This window comes from Nocardia salmonicida NBRC 13393, from assembly GCF_001613085.1.
Lineage (GTDB): Bacteria > Actinomycetota > Actinomycetes > Mycobacteriales > Mycobacteriaceae > Nocardia > Nocardia salmonicida.
The window spans coordinates 532,172-545,890 of sequence record NZ_BDBR01000002.1; the positions used below are offsets into that span (position 1 = coordinate 532,172).

The 13,719-nt window shown below is 68.1% G+C and carries 14 protein-coding genes; 4 read left to right on the top strand and 10 right to left on the bottom strand.

The annotated features are described in order from the left end of the window. Nucleotides 1–93: 93 nt before the first annotated feature. The 3 genes from NS1_RS03095 to NS1_RS03105 all read right to left on the bottom strand — a co-directional run bounded on the left by NS1_RS03095 (nt 94) and on the right by NS1_RS03105 (nt 2,236). On the bottom strand, nt 94–687 hold the full coding sequence (locus NS1_RS03095) for a hypothetical protein (RefSeq protein WP_062981303.1): 594 nt from the start codon (nt 685–687) through the stop codon (nt 94–96). Nucleotides 688–771: 84 nt separating this feature from the next. Continuing rightward, a complete protein-coding gene (locus NS1_RS03100; protein ID WP_062981305.1) occupies nt 772–1,512 on the bottom strand; it encodes a TetR/AcrR family transcriptional regulator in 741 nt (246 codons plus the stop codon). A 7-nt stretch (nt 1,513–1,519) separates the two neighbouring features. Further along, entirely contained in the window at nt 1,520–2,236 is a 717-nt protein-coding gene (locus tag NS1_RS03105; protein ID WP_062981307.1) for a MerR family transcriptional regulator, read from the bottom strand. Nucleotides 2,237–2,335: 99 nt separating this feature from the next. Here NS1_RS03105 and NS1_RS03110 point away from each other — a divergent pair, with 99 nt between their 5' ends. The 3 genes from NS1_RS03110 (at nt 2,336) to NS1_RS41470 (ending at nt 4,991) form a co-directional block, all read left to right on the top strand. Further along, nucleotides 2,336–4,063: a GMC oxidoreductase gene (locus tag NS1_RS03110; protein ID WP_062981314.1), complete on the top strand. Its 1,728-nt coding sequence runs from the start codon at nt 2,336–2,338 to the stop codon at nt 4,061–4,063. A gap of 104 nt (nt 4,064–4,167) precedes the next feature. Continuing rightward, entirely contained in the window at nt 4,168–4,494 is a 327-nt protein-coding gene (locus NS1_RS41465; protein WP_062981315.1) for an NAD-dependent epimerase/dehydratase family protein, read from the top strand. A 362-nt stretch (nt 4,495–4,856) separates the two neighbouring features. After that, nucleotides 4,857–4,991, top strand: coding sequence for a hypothetical protein (locus NS1_RS41470; RefSeq protein ID WP_255284391.1), 135 nt, complete (start codon nt 4,857–4,859; stop codon nt 4,989–4,991). A 17-nt stretch (nt 4,992–5,008) separates the two neighbouring features. Here the strand turns inward: NS1_RS41470 and NS1_RS03120 are convergent, their stop codons facing one another. Next, the gene (locus NS1_RS03120) at nt 5,009–5,890 is read right to left on the bottom strand and encodes a DUF5995 family protein (protein ID WP_062981534.1); all 882 of its coding nucleotides are present in this window, start codon (nt 5,888–5,890) and stop codon (nt 5,009–5,011) included. Between the two features lie 108 nt (nt 5,891–5,998). On the opposite strand from NS1_RS03120, the gene NS1_RS03125 reads away from it, so the two are divergent. Continuing rightward, nucleotides 5,999–6,847 (top strand): SDR family oxidoreductase, encoded by an 849-nt coding sequence (locus NS1_RS03125; RefSeq protein ID WP_062981318.1) that lies wholly within the window; start codon nt 5,999–6,001, stop codon nt 6,845–6,847. A 34-nt stretch (nt 6,848–6,881) separates the two neighbouring features. Here the strand turns inward: NS1_RS03125 and NS1_RS03130 are convergent, their stop codons facing one another. The 6 genes from NS1_RS03130 to NS1_RS03155 form a co-directional block, all read right to left on the bottom strand. Next, on the bottom strand, nt 6,882–8,465 hold the full coding sequence (locus tag NS1_RS03130; protein ID WP_062981320.1) for a SulP family inorganic anion transporter: 1,584 nt from the start codon (nt 8,463–8,465) through the stop codon (nt 6,882–6,884). A gap of 15 nt (nt 8,466–8,480) precedes the next feature. Continuing rightward, nucleotides 8,481–9,164 carry a cysteine hydrolase family protein gene (locus NS1_RS03135; RefSeq protein ID WP_062981322.1) on the bottom strand — a complete coding sequence of 228 codons (684 nt, stop codon included), beginning with the start codon at nt 9,162–9,164 and terminating at the stop codon, nt 8,481–8,483. After that, the gene (locus NS1_RS03140; protein WP_062981324.1) at nt 9,161–10,546 is read right to left on the bottom strand and encodes an allophanate hydrolase; all 1,386 of its coding nucleotides are present in this window, start codon (nt 10,544–10,546) and stop codon (nt 9,161–9,163) included. Before NS1_RS03140 ends, NS1_RS03135 begins: the two co-directional genes overlap by 4 nt. Nucleotides 10,547–10,603: 57 nt before the next feature. After that, entirely contained in the window at nt 10,604–11,275 is a 672-nt protein-coding gene (locus NS1_RS03145; RefSeq protein ID WP_062981328.1) for a GntR family transcriptional regulator, read from the bottom strand. Between the two features lie 42 nt (nt 11,276–11,317). Beyond that, nucleotides 11,318–12,604: a DUF8017 domain-containing protein gene (locus NS1_RS39815; RefSeq protein WP_157125072.1), complete on the bottom strand. Its 1,287-nt coding sequence runs from the start codon at nt 12,602–12,604 to the stop codon at nt 11,318–11,320. 177 nt (nt 12,605–12,781) lie between these two features. Then, nucleotides 12,782–13,711: an IclR family transcriptional regulator gene (locus NS1_RS03155; protein ID WP_255284392.1), complete on the bottom strand. Its 930-nt coding sequence runs from the start codon at nt 13,709–13,711 to the stop codon at nt 12,782–12,784. Nucleotides 13,712–13,719: the final 8 nt, after the last annotated feature.

Sequence of the window (13,719 nt, forward strand, 5' to 3'; positions counted from 1 at the left end):
CACGGCCCTGTTAGCGCCGTCACACCGTTACCCCGAGAATAACTGAGACCTCCAGTCCCACACAACCCTGGCTCGATAACGTTTCCCCACGAGCTATTCGACCAGTAGCACCACCATCTGGCGGGCCAACTCGGTATCGCCGGGGCCGCCGAGCCAGATCAACGGGCGACGTTGGTCGAGGTGGTCCAGCGCTTCGGGCAGGGAGAGGAACACCCGGTCGGCACGTACGACGCAGACTTGAGGCATCTCCTCAGAGACGGCTGGTCCACCGTCGGCATCGAGTGCCAGCGAGCCGGTAGACGCGTCACCGGCCACCGCGTCGCGAACCACCGCCTCACCGGACTCATCCGAATCCGAGCCGCTGTGCACGACCCGATGTCCCGGTGCGCTGGCCCAGTGGTCCAGCCACGCCGGGCCCGGCTCGACCGCGGCGAGTACCGTCTGCACGCTCATGCCGTAGAGCACGTCGGCGACCGCGGCGGGCAGGCCCGCGATGTCGACGGTGCGCACCAGCGAGCCGTGCTCGCGCAACCTTTCGACGAACCGCTCGAGCACCTCGGCCCGTTCGGCCGGATCCACCAACGCGTGCCTGCCGGAGGATCGACGCATGGGGACCCGGCGCTCGTCCTCGGGTAGGTCGAGCAGCCCGTCACGGACTCGGCGCAAGATCTCCTCGCGGGAATTCACTCGGGCACTCTCCTTCGTTGGCGACGCCGTCGTCGCCGTTCACACATTCCCTCTCCCCACATACCGCGGGAACCCTTCGAATCGCTACCGTACCGACCGGTCCACATCATCCGAGCGCGGCACGACGAAGCCGAGCAGATGCAGTAACCGATCGATATTCAGGTCGAAGATCTCCGCGCGATCGGCGAAGGTGTCGCGGCCGTACATGTCGAACACGTCGAAGTTCACGGCACCGAACAGCGTGGTCCATGCGGTGAGGGCTGACGCGATCACCGAGTCGGGGGCGAGCAGGCCGAACTGCTCACGAATCGTCGCGAAATCGGCGGCCGTTCGCGCGCTGATCGCCGGTCCGGTAGCGGGGACGTCGAGCTGCCCCTGACGGTAAGCGCTGTCGACGATGCCGAGCAGGATCGCGATCACCCGCACCCCTGGCGCCTCGGTGTCAGCGGCGGGTGCGTCGTAGCCGGGTACGGGCGTGCCGAAGAGCAGGCCGTACCAGGCGGGTTCGGCCAGCGCCCATTCCCGCACCGCCCGCGCGGTGACCCGGAAACGGGTCGCCGGGTCGCCGGGTGCGTCGATCAGTGCCGCGTCGACGGCGTCGCCCAATGCGTTGTAGCCGTCGACCACCAGCATGGTCAGCAGTTCGTCGCGGCTGCGCACGTACCGATACACCGCCGAGGACACCACACCCAGATCACGCGCGACCGCACGCAACGACAGTGCCGCGGCGCCCTGGGTAGCGAGGTGCTCGCGGCCGATGCGTTTGATGTCGGCGATCGTCTGCGCACGGGCCAGGGCGCGCGGGCCCGGCTGGTCGGAACTCATCTTCCGATCATCGCCCACTGGTGGCGCGAGCCGGGGCACGGCGCCCGGCCGCGTCGTCGGCGGCGGCCGCGGCGCGTTCGATCTCGGCGGCGAGCGTGGCACCGCCGACCTCCCATGCCATCGCGAGCAATCGGTCGCGGAAGCGGCTCAGGTCCACACCGACACTCTCGCCGCCGTAGCTCGTGCCCGCGGCGTCACGGATCGTGTGCACCACTTCGTCGGCGAGCACGGCGATCCGCGACTGGATCATCGTGCGCAGCACCCCGCTGAGCGTGATGTCGATGCCGACGTCGTAGAGGACCAGCGCGGCCTTGAACATCGACCGGTCCCCGAGGAACCAGCGCTCGTCACGGCGCTCGAGATATCCCGCCGAGATGAGCTCCGCGAGCACATCGGTACCACGGTCGCCCAGCATCGCCGCGAGCTCGGCGTCGTCGATGTGGCACGAGCGTTCGGCAGCCTGGCTCGCGCGCGGATCGAACAGCACGCGCCAATCACCGGCCTGCGGCTCAGCGTCGAACACCTCGCGGATCGCGTCCAGGCGCAGGCCGCGCGCCTGCATGGCGACGATGTCGCGCAAGCGGTCCACATGCTCGTCGGAGTAGACGACTTCCTTACCCGCGCGGCCGGGCTTGGGGAGCACGCCGAGCGAGTGGTAATAGCGGATGGTGCGCGACGCCACGCCGCTGACGTCGGCGAGTTCCGCTCGGGTATATCGGGCCACCCGAACAGCATAGGTCGAAGCGGAGCCTACGTTGACAGCTCTGGCTGTCGCCATTAGCGTTACCCGCGTCACTGTCGACACCGATCGAGGAGCTCCCCCATGCCCGAGCGCACCACCGATTTCGACGTTCTGATCGTCGGCTCCGGCTTCGGTGGCAGTGTCACCGCGCTGCGCCTGGTGGAGAAGGGCTACAAGGTCGGCGTGATCGAGGCGGGCCGCCGCTTCGCCGATGACGAACTGCCGAAAACCAGCTGGGACCTGCGTAAATTCGTGTGGGCACCCAAGCTCGGCTGCTACGGCATCCAGCGCATCCACCCGCTGCGCGACGTTCTGATCCTGGGCGGCGCCGGCGTGGGTGGTGGCTCGCTGAATTACGCCAACACCCTCTACGTGCCGCCGGAGCCGTTCTTCCAGGACCCGCAGTGGCGGGAGATCACCGACTGGCGCACCGAGCTGACTCCCTATTACGAGCAAGCGAAGAAGATGCTCGGTGTCGTGACGAATCCCCACATGACTCCCGCCGACGAGATCTTCAAGTCCGTCGCCGAGGACCTGGGTGTGGGCGACACGTTCGTGCAGACTCCCGTCGGCGTGTTCTTCGGTACGCCCGGTGAGACCGAGGCCGACCCCTACTTCGGTGGTGTCGGTCCCGAGCGCACCGGCTGTGTGGAATGTGGCGACTGCATGGTCGGCTGCAAGTTCGGCGCCAAGAACACCCTGGTGAAGAACTACCTCTACCTCGCGGAGAAGGCCGGCGCGCAGGTCATTCCGATGACCACAGTGTCGTCGCTACGACCGCTGCCCGACGGCACCTGGGACGTGGCCACCGAGCGCACCGGCGCGTGGGTGCGCAAGGCGCCCAAGACGTTGACCGCCAAGCATGTCGTGCTCGCGGCGGGCACGCTCGGTACGCAGAAGCTGCTGCACGCGATGCGTGATGAGGGTGCGCTGCCGAATCTGTCGGACAAGCTCGGCCTGCTGACCCGCACGAACTCCGAGTCGATCGTCGGTGCGGCGACCAAGACGCTGGGGCCGGACCAGGACTTCACCAAGGGCGTCGCGATCACCTCCTCGATCCACCCCACCCCCGATACCCACGTCGAGCCGGTCCGCTACGGCAAGGGCTCAAACTCGATGGGCATGCTGCAAACGCTCATGGTCGACGGCGGCGGGCGGGTGCCGCGATGGCTGCGGTTCCTGGGGCTGGTGCTGTCCAATCCGCTGACCTTCTTCCGCTTCATGAGCACGAAGAACTGGAGCGAGCGCACGATCATCTCTCTCGTCATGCAGCACCTGGACAACTCGATCACCACTTACACCAAGCGCGGGCTGTTCGGTGGCCGCAAGCTGACCTCCAAACAGGGCCACGGACAGCCGAACCCGACGTGGATCCCGGCGGGCAACGATGTCACCCGACGGGTCGCGGAGAAGATCGGCGGCGTCGCCGGTGGCACCTGGGGTGATGTGTTCAATGTGCCGATGACCGCGCACTTCCTCGGCGGCGCGGCGATCGGCGCCGACCGCGAGCACGGCGTGATCGACGCCTACCACCGCGTGTACGGCTACCCGACGCTCAGCGTTGTCGACGGTGCCGCCGTGTCGGCCAACCTCGGCGTCAACCCCTCGCTCACCATTACCGCCCAAGCCGAGCGCGCGGCCGCCTACTGGCCCAACAACGGCGAGGTCGACACCCGCCCCGAGCAGAGCGCCGGCTACAGCAAGATCGCCCCGGTTCGCCCGAACCAGCCGGTCGTGCCCGCGAGCGCGCCCGCCGCCCTGATCCTGCCGATCATCGAGGTCCGCAGCTCGGAGAAGACCGCGGGCTGATTCGACGAAATCAGGCCCCGGCCTTGCGGTTACTACCGCAAGGCCGGGGCCTTTCCTGTTCCCGGACACGTAGCATCGGTGCCGACGACGGGGAGGAGCTTTCGATGACGGTGCTGGTTTTGGGCGGCTACGGAACGGTCGGCGCGCATCTGGTGCGATTGCTCCGCGCCGAAGGGATCTCCGTGCAGGCGGCGGGGCGCGATCCCGCCAGGGCGGACCGGGTGGTCGACCTGCGCGACAGCGCCGGTGTCGACGCGGCTTCGGCAGATGCGACCATCGTCGTGAACTGCGCGGGCACCGAGGATGTCGGGTTGGCTCCCGGACTCACCACCCTGCTCGCCGTCGACGCACTCACAGCCCGCAGCGGCCCCGTCGACATCATGATCGGCCTCGGCTCCGGCGAATCCCACGGCCCCGCCGCGACTGCCTGAACCTATCGGCTCCTCGGTCAGCGCTTTCCCGACGCCGACGGCACGAGCATCCGCAATTTCACCGGGCGGCAACGCTTTGCGGCGCCCGCGCACGCCGGCTACCGACCGTTTCCCGCTCTCCGCGCGGACTTCGCCGATCAGCACCGTCTCACCCGCGAGTTCGGTGTCCCGGTGCGCACCTACCTCCGCCTCGACTCCCGACTCGCCACGCTCGGCCTGGCTGCCCTCACGTGGACGCCTGCCCTGCAATCGCTGGCGCCTGCCCATATGCCCGGCAGCAGTGATCGCTGGGTAGCGCTCGCGCAGTCCGCGGACGGATCCATCAGATCGCGTGCGGCCGTGGACAATCACAGGCTACGGCCGTGGTCGCCGCCATCACGGTGCGCGCACTGATCCGGAATCCGGTCTCCGCGCCGACCTGGATCCATCAGCTTCTCGAGCTCGACGACATCTGTCATGACCCGCTCGCGGCAGATATCCGGTTCGACCGCTCCTGAAGGCACCGCCGAAGTGTTCAGAGTGCGTTGATTCGGGCCAGTGCTTCGAACGCCAGATCGGCTGCCTGCCACAACGCCGTGATCTCGGTACGGACCGCGGGGGCGAGAGCGGGGTCTTGTAGGGCGAGGCCGTTGGTGAAGATCACCGTGTTCGCGCCGAGGTCGGCGGCGATGAGCAGCTGTTCGGTGGCTACGCCCGCGCCGAACAGCTGGTCGAGTCCTTCGCCGACGAAGTAGAACCGCCACAGTGGTCCGAGGTCGGCCCCGTAGGCCGCCTTCGTGCGGTCGATGATCACGTCGCCGACCGAGGCGATTCCCGCCACGATCTTGAAGTAGTCCGGCGCGTTCTCGGGCTTGGTGGCGACCGCTGCCGCCGAATAGGTCAGGTCGACAGTCAGGTGCGCGTTGTATCCGGCCATGGCCGTGCGAGCACGCGATGCCCCGCAGTCGCGGGCCAGCGCGAAGTAGTGCGCCCAGTGGGGTTCCGCGATGCCACCGGTGAACTCGGCGTGCAGATTGTCGAGGAACCGGCGCAGCAGTTCGAAGCTGATCGCGTGCGCGTACTCGCGGTTCACGAAGGCCGCCGGATCGCGTTGCATCGGCATCACCGCGGCGTATTCGACGCCGTCGAGCCCGATCGCGAACAGCCCGCGCAAGTCTCGATGCTCGACGAGGATCTCGGTGATCCGATGGTGGCGGGCCACCGCGTCCTCGAGGCCGGCCAGGCTGCCCGCACCGGAGATCGCCGACGTGTCCGACAGCCGCGCGAGCTCGGCGATGTCGGCCTGCGACAGGGTCGACCCGCAGGCCGTGTCCTGTACCGCGCCGGAGGCCGGGCCTACGGGCAAGGCCAATGCCACGACCGCGACACAGGCTGCAATTCCACTCGATACGCGCACGCGCCGATTCCACCACCTCATCGGCGGATCCGCGCTTCGACGCGCGCGCCGACCTGCTTGCTGGGCGTGTCGGCACCACCTGTCGCGCCCGCCCCATAGCCTGGACCGATGCCGGAGACCATTGCGATTTCAGGAGCCAGTGGACATGTCGGCGGCCGGGTGGCCAATCTGCTCGCCGCGTCGGGCGCGCGACTGCGACTGCTCGGACGCAACGTCGACCACATCGCGCCCATCGACGGTGCCACCACAGCGACCATCGACTTCGGCGATCCGGCCAGCGTGGGCGTTGCGCTCGACGGCGTGCAGACCTTCTTCTTCGTCTCCGCCACCGAGAGCGCCGACCGGGCCGCCCAGCAGAGCGCGGTGGTGAACGCCGCGAAAGACGCGGGTGTGCAACGGATCGTGTATCTGTCCTTCGTCGGCGCGGCGCCCGACGCCACGTTCACCTTCGGTCGCGACCACTGGTACACCGAACAGGCCATCCGCGCCTCCGGGCTCGCGTTCACCTTCCTGCGCGACAACCAATACCAGGACATCATCCCGCACTTCGCCGATGCCGACGGAGTGATCGAGGGCCCGGCGGCCGACGGTAAGGTCGCCGCGGTCACTCGCGCCGATGTCGCCGATTGCGCTGCGGCAGTGCTCGATTCGACCGCCCACCTCGGCAAGACCTTCGACCTCACCGGTCCGCTCGCTTTCAGCCTGACCACCGCTGCCGCCGATATGACCGAGATCCTCGGTCGTCCGTTCCGCTACGTCGACCAAACCGTCGACGAGGCCTACGCCTCCCGCGCGAAATACGACGCGCCACAGTGGGAAGTCGACGGCTGGGTCAGCACCTACACCGCGATCGCTCAGGGCGAGCTCGAGCACGTCAGCGATGCGGTCCCATACCTGACCGGCCACCCCGCCACCGACTTTCGCGATTTCCTCGCGACGCTGCCGAAGAACACCTGACCCGGCTCATCTGGGCCGGGTCAGGCAGACCACCTCACACGGCGACCTCGTCGGCGACCGGGGTCTCCGTGCTCGGGGACGGCAGCAGCGAGTAGGCCAGACAGACCACTGCGAAAAGCAGATAGCCCAGCGCCACACCGGGCGCGGCAGCCCATTCGACCGCGTGCGCGTGGATCAGCCCGATCCAGCTCAGCCCCGCGCCGATGAGCGCCGCCACTCCGCCCGCCCGGAACCGTTTGTCGAGGATGAACGTGACAATCGCGCCGAGCACCAGACCTGCCAGCACCGCACCGGAACCGAGCACCTTCAACCCGTCGTAGACCACGCCCGCTTGGCCGAGCGCGTCCGAACCGATTTTCTCCGCCGAGGTCCCGGCGGCGGTCAGCGCGTTGTCGATCTGGGTCACCGCCCATTCCGCCAGATTGGGCAGCAGCGCGGCCACGACCGCGACCGCGTGGATGCGCGGCACCGCCTGGAAGGCTTGCGCGCCGATCAGCAGGCCGATGTAGAGCAGGATCGGCACGATCGCCGGGATGGGCAGCAGCGTCGCGAGGACACCGAACAGCCCGAGCAGACACATGATTCCGATACTCAGGCCACTGGCAAGGGAATAGCCGGTGCGCCCGCCCGCGTCCTTCCACCCCGGATGACCGATGTAGACCGCGGGCGGGAACGGTGAGCCGAAGCCGGCGCCGATCACAGCGCCGAAGCCGTCGGCCAGCAGCACACTGCGCAGGTTGTAGTTGTCGCCCGCCGCGGCGGCGCTCTCCACATTGCTCATGGCCTCGGTGAAGTTGTAGATGCCGAGTGGGATGGCGGTGGCCAGCAGCGGGGCGAGGTCGCTCAGGCCGTCGAAGAGCAGATCGAGGCGCAGGTCGGGCAAGCCGAGCGCGATATCGCCTGCGGCCTGGGCCACGTCGGGTGCCGACATGTATCCGCCGATCCAACCGATCGCCGTGCCGACCAGCAGCGCGACCAGTCCGACCGGGATATTGCCCGGCACCTTCACATCGGTGAAGAAGCCGATCAGGATGATGGCCAGCACCGGGAGCCCGATCCAGGCCACCTCCCACATCTGCGCGGCGGGGCGCATGGCGATGAAGGTGATCGATATTCCGGCCAGGGTGCCGAGCATCGCGGCGCGCGGGGTGACCTTGCGGATGTACGGCCCGACGAAGGCGCCGATCATCACGATGATCCCGATCATGAACGCCCAGGCGAGACCGGCTGCCCACGCCCGCAACGGATCTCCCGTCGCCAGGTAGATCGGCAACATCACCACGAACACGACGATGAACATGTGCGGAACGCTCGGTCCGTAGGGCAGGGCGGTGACATCGGAGCGTCCTTCGCGCCGCGCCAGGCGCCTGGCCAGCGCCATGTAGTACAGATTGCCGAGCACGAGGGCGATACCGAGAGCCGGGAGCACCGTGCCGAGCACATCGCTGCTGGGGATCTTGACCACCGCGATGGTGAGCGTGGTCAGGGTGAGGACGTTGACCAGGATGTTGAACGCCAGGCCGAAGAAGGCGTTGGTGTCTCCCCTGGTCCACCACGGAAGTGCCAATGGCGCGGGGGGTTCTGGTGCGGTGGTCGTTTTCGAGGTGTCGACGGACATGGTGGATCCTGTTCGCTAGGCCGTGACGGGGGCTGTGGTGGTGAGTGCGGCGATGACATCCGCCGAGTCGGCGACCCAGCCGAAGATCGCGCCCTGGGCGGCGATCATCGCGAGCCCGACGCGCTGGAATTCGGGGAAATACGAGCCGACACAGTCCGCGACGACGAGGCATTCGTAGCCGCGGTCGTTGGCCTCGCGCACGGTGGTGTGCACGCAGACCTCGGTGGTGACGCCGGCGACGAGCAACGTGGTGATCGAATTCTGTTGCAGCACAGTGGCCAGGTCGGTCGCGTAGAACGCGCCCTTGCCCGGCTTGTTGATGACGGTCTCGCCGTCGAGCGGCGCCAGTTCGTCGATGATGTCGTGGCCGTATTCGCCGCGGATCAGGATGCGCCCGAACCGTCCCGGATCGCCGATCCGCTGAGACGGGTTGCCGCGCCGCAGTTTCGCCGGTGGACAATCGGAGAGATCGGGCAGGTGCCCTTCTCTGGTGTGGATCACGGTGATGCCCGCCGCTCGCGCGGACGCGAGTAGCTCGGCGAGCGGTTCGATCACGGTACGCAACAGGGCCACATCGTTGCCGAGGCTTTCGCCGAACCCGCCGGGCAGCAGGAAGTCTCGCTGCATGTCGATGATGACGAGCGCCGTCGTCGCGGGATCGAAGGACAAGGGGGTCGGGTCGGCGGGGATTTCGGTCATCGTCGCTCCTGAAGGGATACCGGGCCGAGGTGATGGGGCAGAGCCGCGGTGCGCGGCTCGTCGAGCAGCCGCGCGGCGGCGGCGAGGACGACATCGTCGGCGAGCGCCGGGCCGAAGACCATGAGCGAGACCGGTCTTCCGTCGCGCGTGGTGCCTGCGGGGACCGCGATGGCGGTCAGGTCGAGGAGATTGCCGAAGTGGGTGTAGTGGCCGAGCACGGTATTGGTCGCGATCGGGTCGGCCAGCACTTGGTCGACGGTGAACGTGGTGCCGATGGTCGGCACGATCACCGCGTCGACCTCGTCCCACATGCGGTTGACCTGCGCGCGCAGTGTCTGCAGTCGCTGTTGCGCGCGGAACACGTCCACGGCGCTGAATTGTTTTCCGCTGTCGAGGATTTCCCGGATCACGGGCAGAATCGAGTCCGGCCGTTCGGTCAGGAACTCCTCGAATTCGACCAGGCGTTCGGCGACCCACGGGCCCTGGTAGAGCAGAGCGCCCGCCGCGAGGAACGGCGCGAGGGTCATGTCGACGCAATCGAATCCCTTGCCCGGCAGCCGGTCTCGCGCGCCGAGGTGCGCGGCGCGCATGGCGTCGTCGCCGAAGAACTCGAGCTCCTGCGGTGCCGGTAACCCGAGCCGGATCGGGCCGCCGGAGAATCGCCCGCCCCTGGCGCGGGTCCACGGATCCTCGTGATCAACCGCCATGATCACCTCCGCGACCAGATCCAGGTCCTCGACCGTGGTCGCCATCAGGGTGAGGCAGTCCAGCGACTTACAGGCGGGCACAAGCCCCACGGTGCTGATCAGGCCACGGGAAGGCTTCCAGCCGACGATGCCGTTGAGCGCGGCGGGCACACGGCCCGATCCCGCCGTATCGGTGGCCACACAGAACGGCACCTGTCCGAGCGCGACGGCGAGCGCGGATCCGGAACTGGAACCGCCGGAGATCAGATCGCCGCCGAAGACGCTGCGCGGCACCGGATACGGGGTCCTTGTTCCGTTGAGCCCGGTGGCGAACTGGTCGAGATTGGTCTTGCCGACGAACAACGCGCCCGCGTCGAGCAAGCGTTGCACCGCCGGTGCAGTGCGGGTGGCCACATAGGCGTAGTCGGGGCAGGCCAGGGTTGTCGGGTAGCCGGCGACGTCGATACTGTCCTTCACCCCGAACGGCACGCCGTACAGCGGCAGCGTCAGTGCGCCCGGCCTGCGTTCGATAGCCGCTGCGGCAGCGAGCAACTCGGCACGCGACACCGGAGTGATCCAGGTGCCGTCGTCGCCGCGCGCGGCGATCGCGTCGGCCACCCGTTCCGCGGTTCTGGTCGGGGAGCCGCTACCACCCTGATGCTGGGTGAGAATTTCGGTGACCGTAGAGCCTGTCATGTTGTCGATTGTCGACAGAAAGTATGACGGCGGTGGGATCTGTCTGTATCGGACGTGTTAGCAGATACCGAGTTTCAGGTATGTTTGCTCGCCGTGCCTGCGCAGCGCGGCCTCGGCCCGGAGCGGATCATTGGCCTGCAGCGCGGTGAGCAGTTCCTGATGTCTGCGCACGCCCTCGCGACGAGCACCCGCCTCGGTTTCCTCGCGCAGATTGCGCGCCATCGCGAGCTGAAGTTTCACCAGCACCTGCTCGTACACCAGATCCAGCTGCCGATTGCCAGCCAGCGCGACGATTTCGACGTGGAAGCGACGGTGGGCATCGTCGCGGGCGACCCAGTCCGCACGCCGGTCCGCCGCGGTCAGTTCCGCCAACGCGGCACGGACCCGGCTCAGCCGTCGCGGCAGATCCGCAGACGGGAGCGCGGCGGACAGCGCGTGCTGCTCCAGCGCCCGCCGCACCTCGAACAGCTGCACGATATCCTGCGCCGACCACACGACCACGCGGTATCCGCGCCGTGGCAGGTGCTCGACCAGACCCTGCTCGGCCAAGCGGCGCAATGCCTCACGCACCGGCGCTCGGCTGATACCCAGCCGCGCGCACAGCGCCTCCTCACCAACCCGCTCCCCCGGTGCCAAGGCGCCGCCGAGCACCTCCGCACGCACGTGGTCGGCGGTCATCTCCACCAGACTCGCCGGGAGATCGGACGAATTCGATGCGGCTGCCGTCATGAGTCGAGTCTACGAACACCGAGCGCGGTGGCGCCGACGCCGCTAGACCAGGCGCAGGCTGGCGATCATCTTCTGAGCCTGGTCAGCGGTGAGTTCGCCGGTGGCGCCCCGGTCGACGAGGATGGTCAGTACGAGGGTGGTGTTTGCTGCGTTGCGGAACCCGAAGGTGTACACGGAGTAGGCGTTCGCCGTGCAACCCGGGATCTGGGGGGTCCACGCGCCGGAGGTCTCCACGAATTGCCCGCTGACGCCGCTCTGGGTCTTCAGCGACGTAGGCGTGCTGATCTTTCCGCCGGTCGGATCCGAATATCCGCCTGCCGCGGAGATTTTCGCGACGCTCTTGGCGGCGGCAGCGAGGTCGTTTTCCGTGCTCGAGGTAACGGCGGCCATGGCACGGTAGACCGAGCCGGGGCAGTAGCTGGCGCCCTCGGTGGCCTGACCGCGTCCGTCCACCGAGCCGGTCGCGCTGGTGAACGACATCGGGTCGGAGTCGGAGTGGATGGTCCAGGCCGACGGCACGTCGTAGGCGACGCGATAGGTCGGGATGAGCACACCTTTCGAGCCCGGGGCCAGGGGTGCGGTACTCGTGCCCGACAGTGGTCCCGCCTTCGTGGTGGTGCTCGTACCCGCCGACGCCGAGGACTCGTCGGAGGAACGGGCGGCAAACGCGGCCGCGACCCCGACTCCGATCACCAGCAGCAGGACGACACCCACCACCGCGATGATCATGCCCGAGCCGCCATTGCGACGCGGTGGGGGCGAATACTGCTGTGGCGCAGGAGCATAGCCGTAAGGCTGCTGCCCGTATCCCGGCTGGGCGAAGGGCTGCTGGCCTGATCCGTACTGCTGCCCGTACGGCTGTTGGCCTGTTCCCGGCTGGTACGGCTGCCCACTGCCGGGTTGCGGGGCATACGGATCCTGGCCCACCCCGGGTTGCGGCCCATATGTTGGCTGCCCGACCACTGTCGGCGGCGCGAACGGATGCTGGCCACTGCCCGGTTGCCCCGCCCCGGACTGCTGCCACGGTGGCTGCGGTCCGGTACCGGGTTGCTGTCCGTATGGCTGTTCGCCGGTCCCTGGTTGTCCGAACGGGTGCTGCCCGACGACTGTTGGCGGCGCGTACGGATGCTGGCCGCTACCTGACTGCTGCCATGGCGACTGCTCCCCCGTTCCCGGCTGCTGTCCGGGTGCCGGCTGCGCACCGCCTGGCTGACCCTGGTTGCCGGGAGCTCTCAGGATGGTGGGGTCCGAGGCCGGTTGCGCCGAGGAGTCAGGGGTGGAGCCTGAGATTTCGGGCGCCTCCCACCACCGATCACTGTCGTTTGCCACGGCCCGTCCTTCCTCGCCCTCCGCCTCCGCGACCGTCGAGCGGGTCGCATTCGGGCAGATCCACCCCTCAGCGTAATGGCGAACCGCCGCTGCCGAGTACTCGAAACCGGAGGAACACAACCCGTTCGGCGCGAGAGGTGATCACCCTTGTCCAGGTTCTGACCGGCAGCGCGCGATTCAGTCCCCTGGTACGCCTGCGGTAATCCGGTCCGCGGCCGCCACTGTCGCCGCACCGAGCTCACTCAGTGCCCGGCTCGACAAGCGGGTGTCGGGGCAGCTGACGACCGCTGCCACTACCGCACCGTTGCGATCGCGGATGGGGGCGGCGAGGGTCACTACCGCGTTCTCGGGGCCGAGTTCATCGGGCAGGTAGTCGATGGTGATCAGTTCGGTGATGACGGAACCGAGTTGAGCGCGCAGGGCGGCGGTGATCGGCGTATCGCGCAAACCCGCCAGGACTTCCAGCATCGGCGTCGAGTCGTCGACCAGTCGTTCGACGGAGTAGCCGCGGGTCCGGATCTCGGCGAGTACACGGGCTAGGCGGTCGCGGTGAGCCGAGTTCGCTGTCGCGAGCCATGCCTGCCTGACGGGTTCCGTTGCCCAGGCGATGAATTCGCGGCAGACAGGCGGTGCCAGCGGAAGGCGCCGACCCGGGCGAATCCAGCCCGCCGACGGATGACCGACGACCTCGGTGACCACGATGCTCTCCCCATCGCGTTCGGCGAGGAACACCGGCACGCCGGCCTGCTCGGACAGCGCTCGCAGGTGCGCCACCGCGGTGCGGCGCAGCGGGAACGCCAATTCGGCACGCCTGGCCACTGTCAGTAGCCGCAAGCCGATGCCGTAGCAGCCGTCCTCGTCACGCATCGTCCAGCCGTCGGCGGTGAGCTGGGTGAGCACGGCGTGCGCGGTGGCCCGCGAGAGCCCCGCTTCTCGCACGATGCGGGCCAGCGACAGCCGTTCGGTTGCCCGCCGTGACAGCAGCTCGAGCACCTTCACCACGCGCTGCGTCGGCGGCGACGCGGCGCCGGAAATCTCGGCATCACCGGACGAATCCGGGGCCGCCTCTTGACCGGCGAGCTCGGCCCGGCTTATCGTCGGTGTCACAATACCGA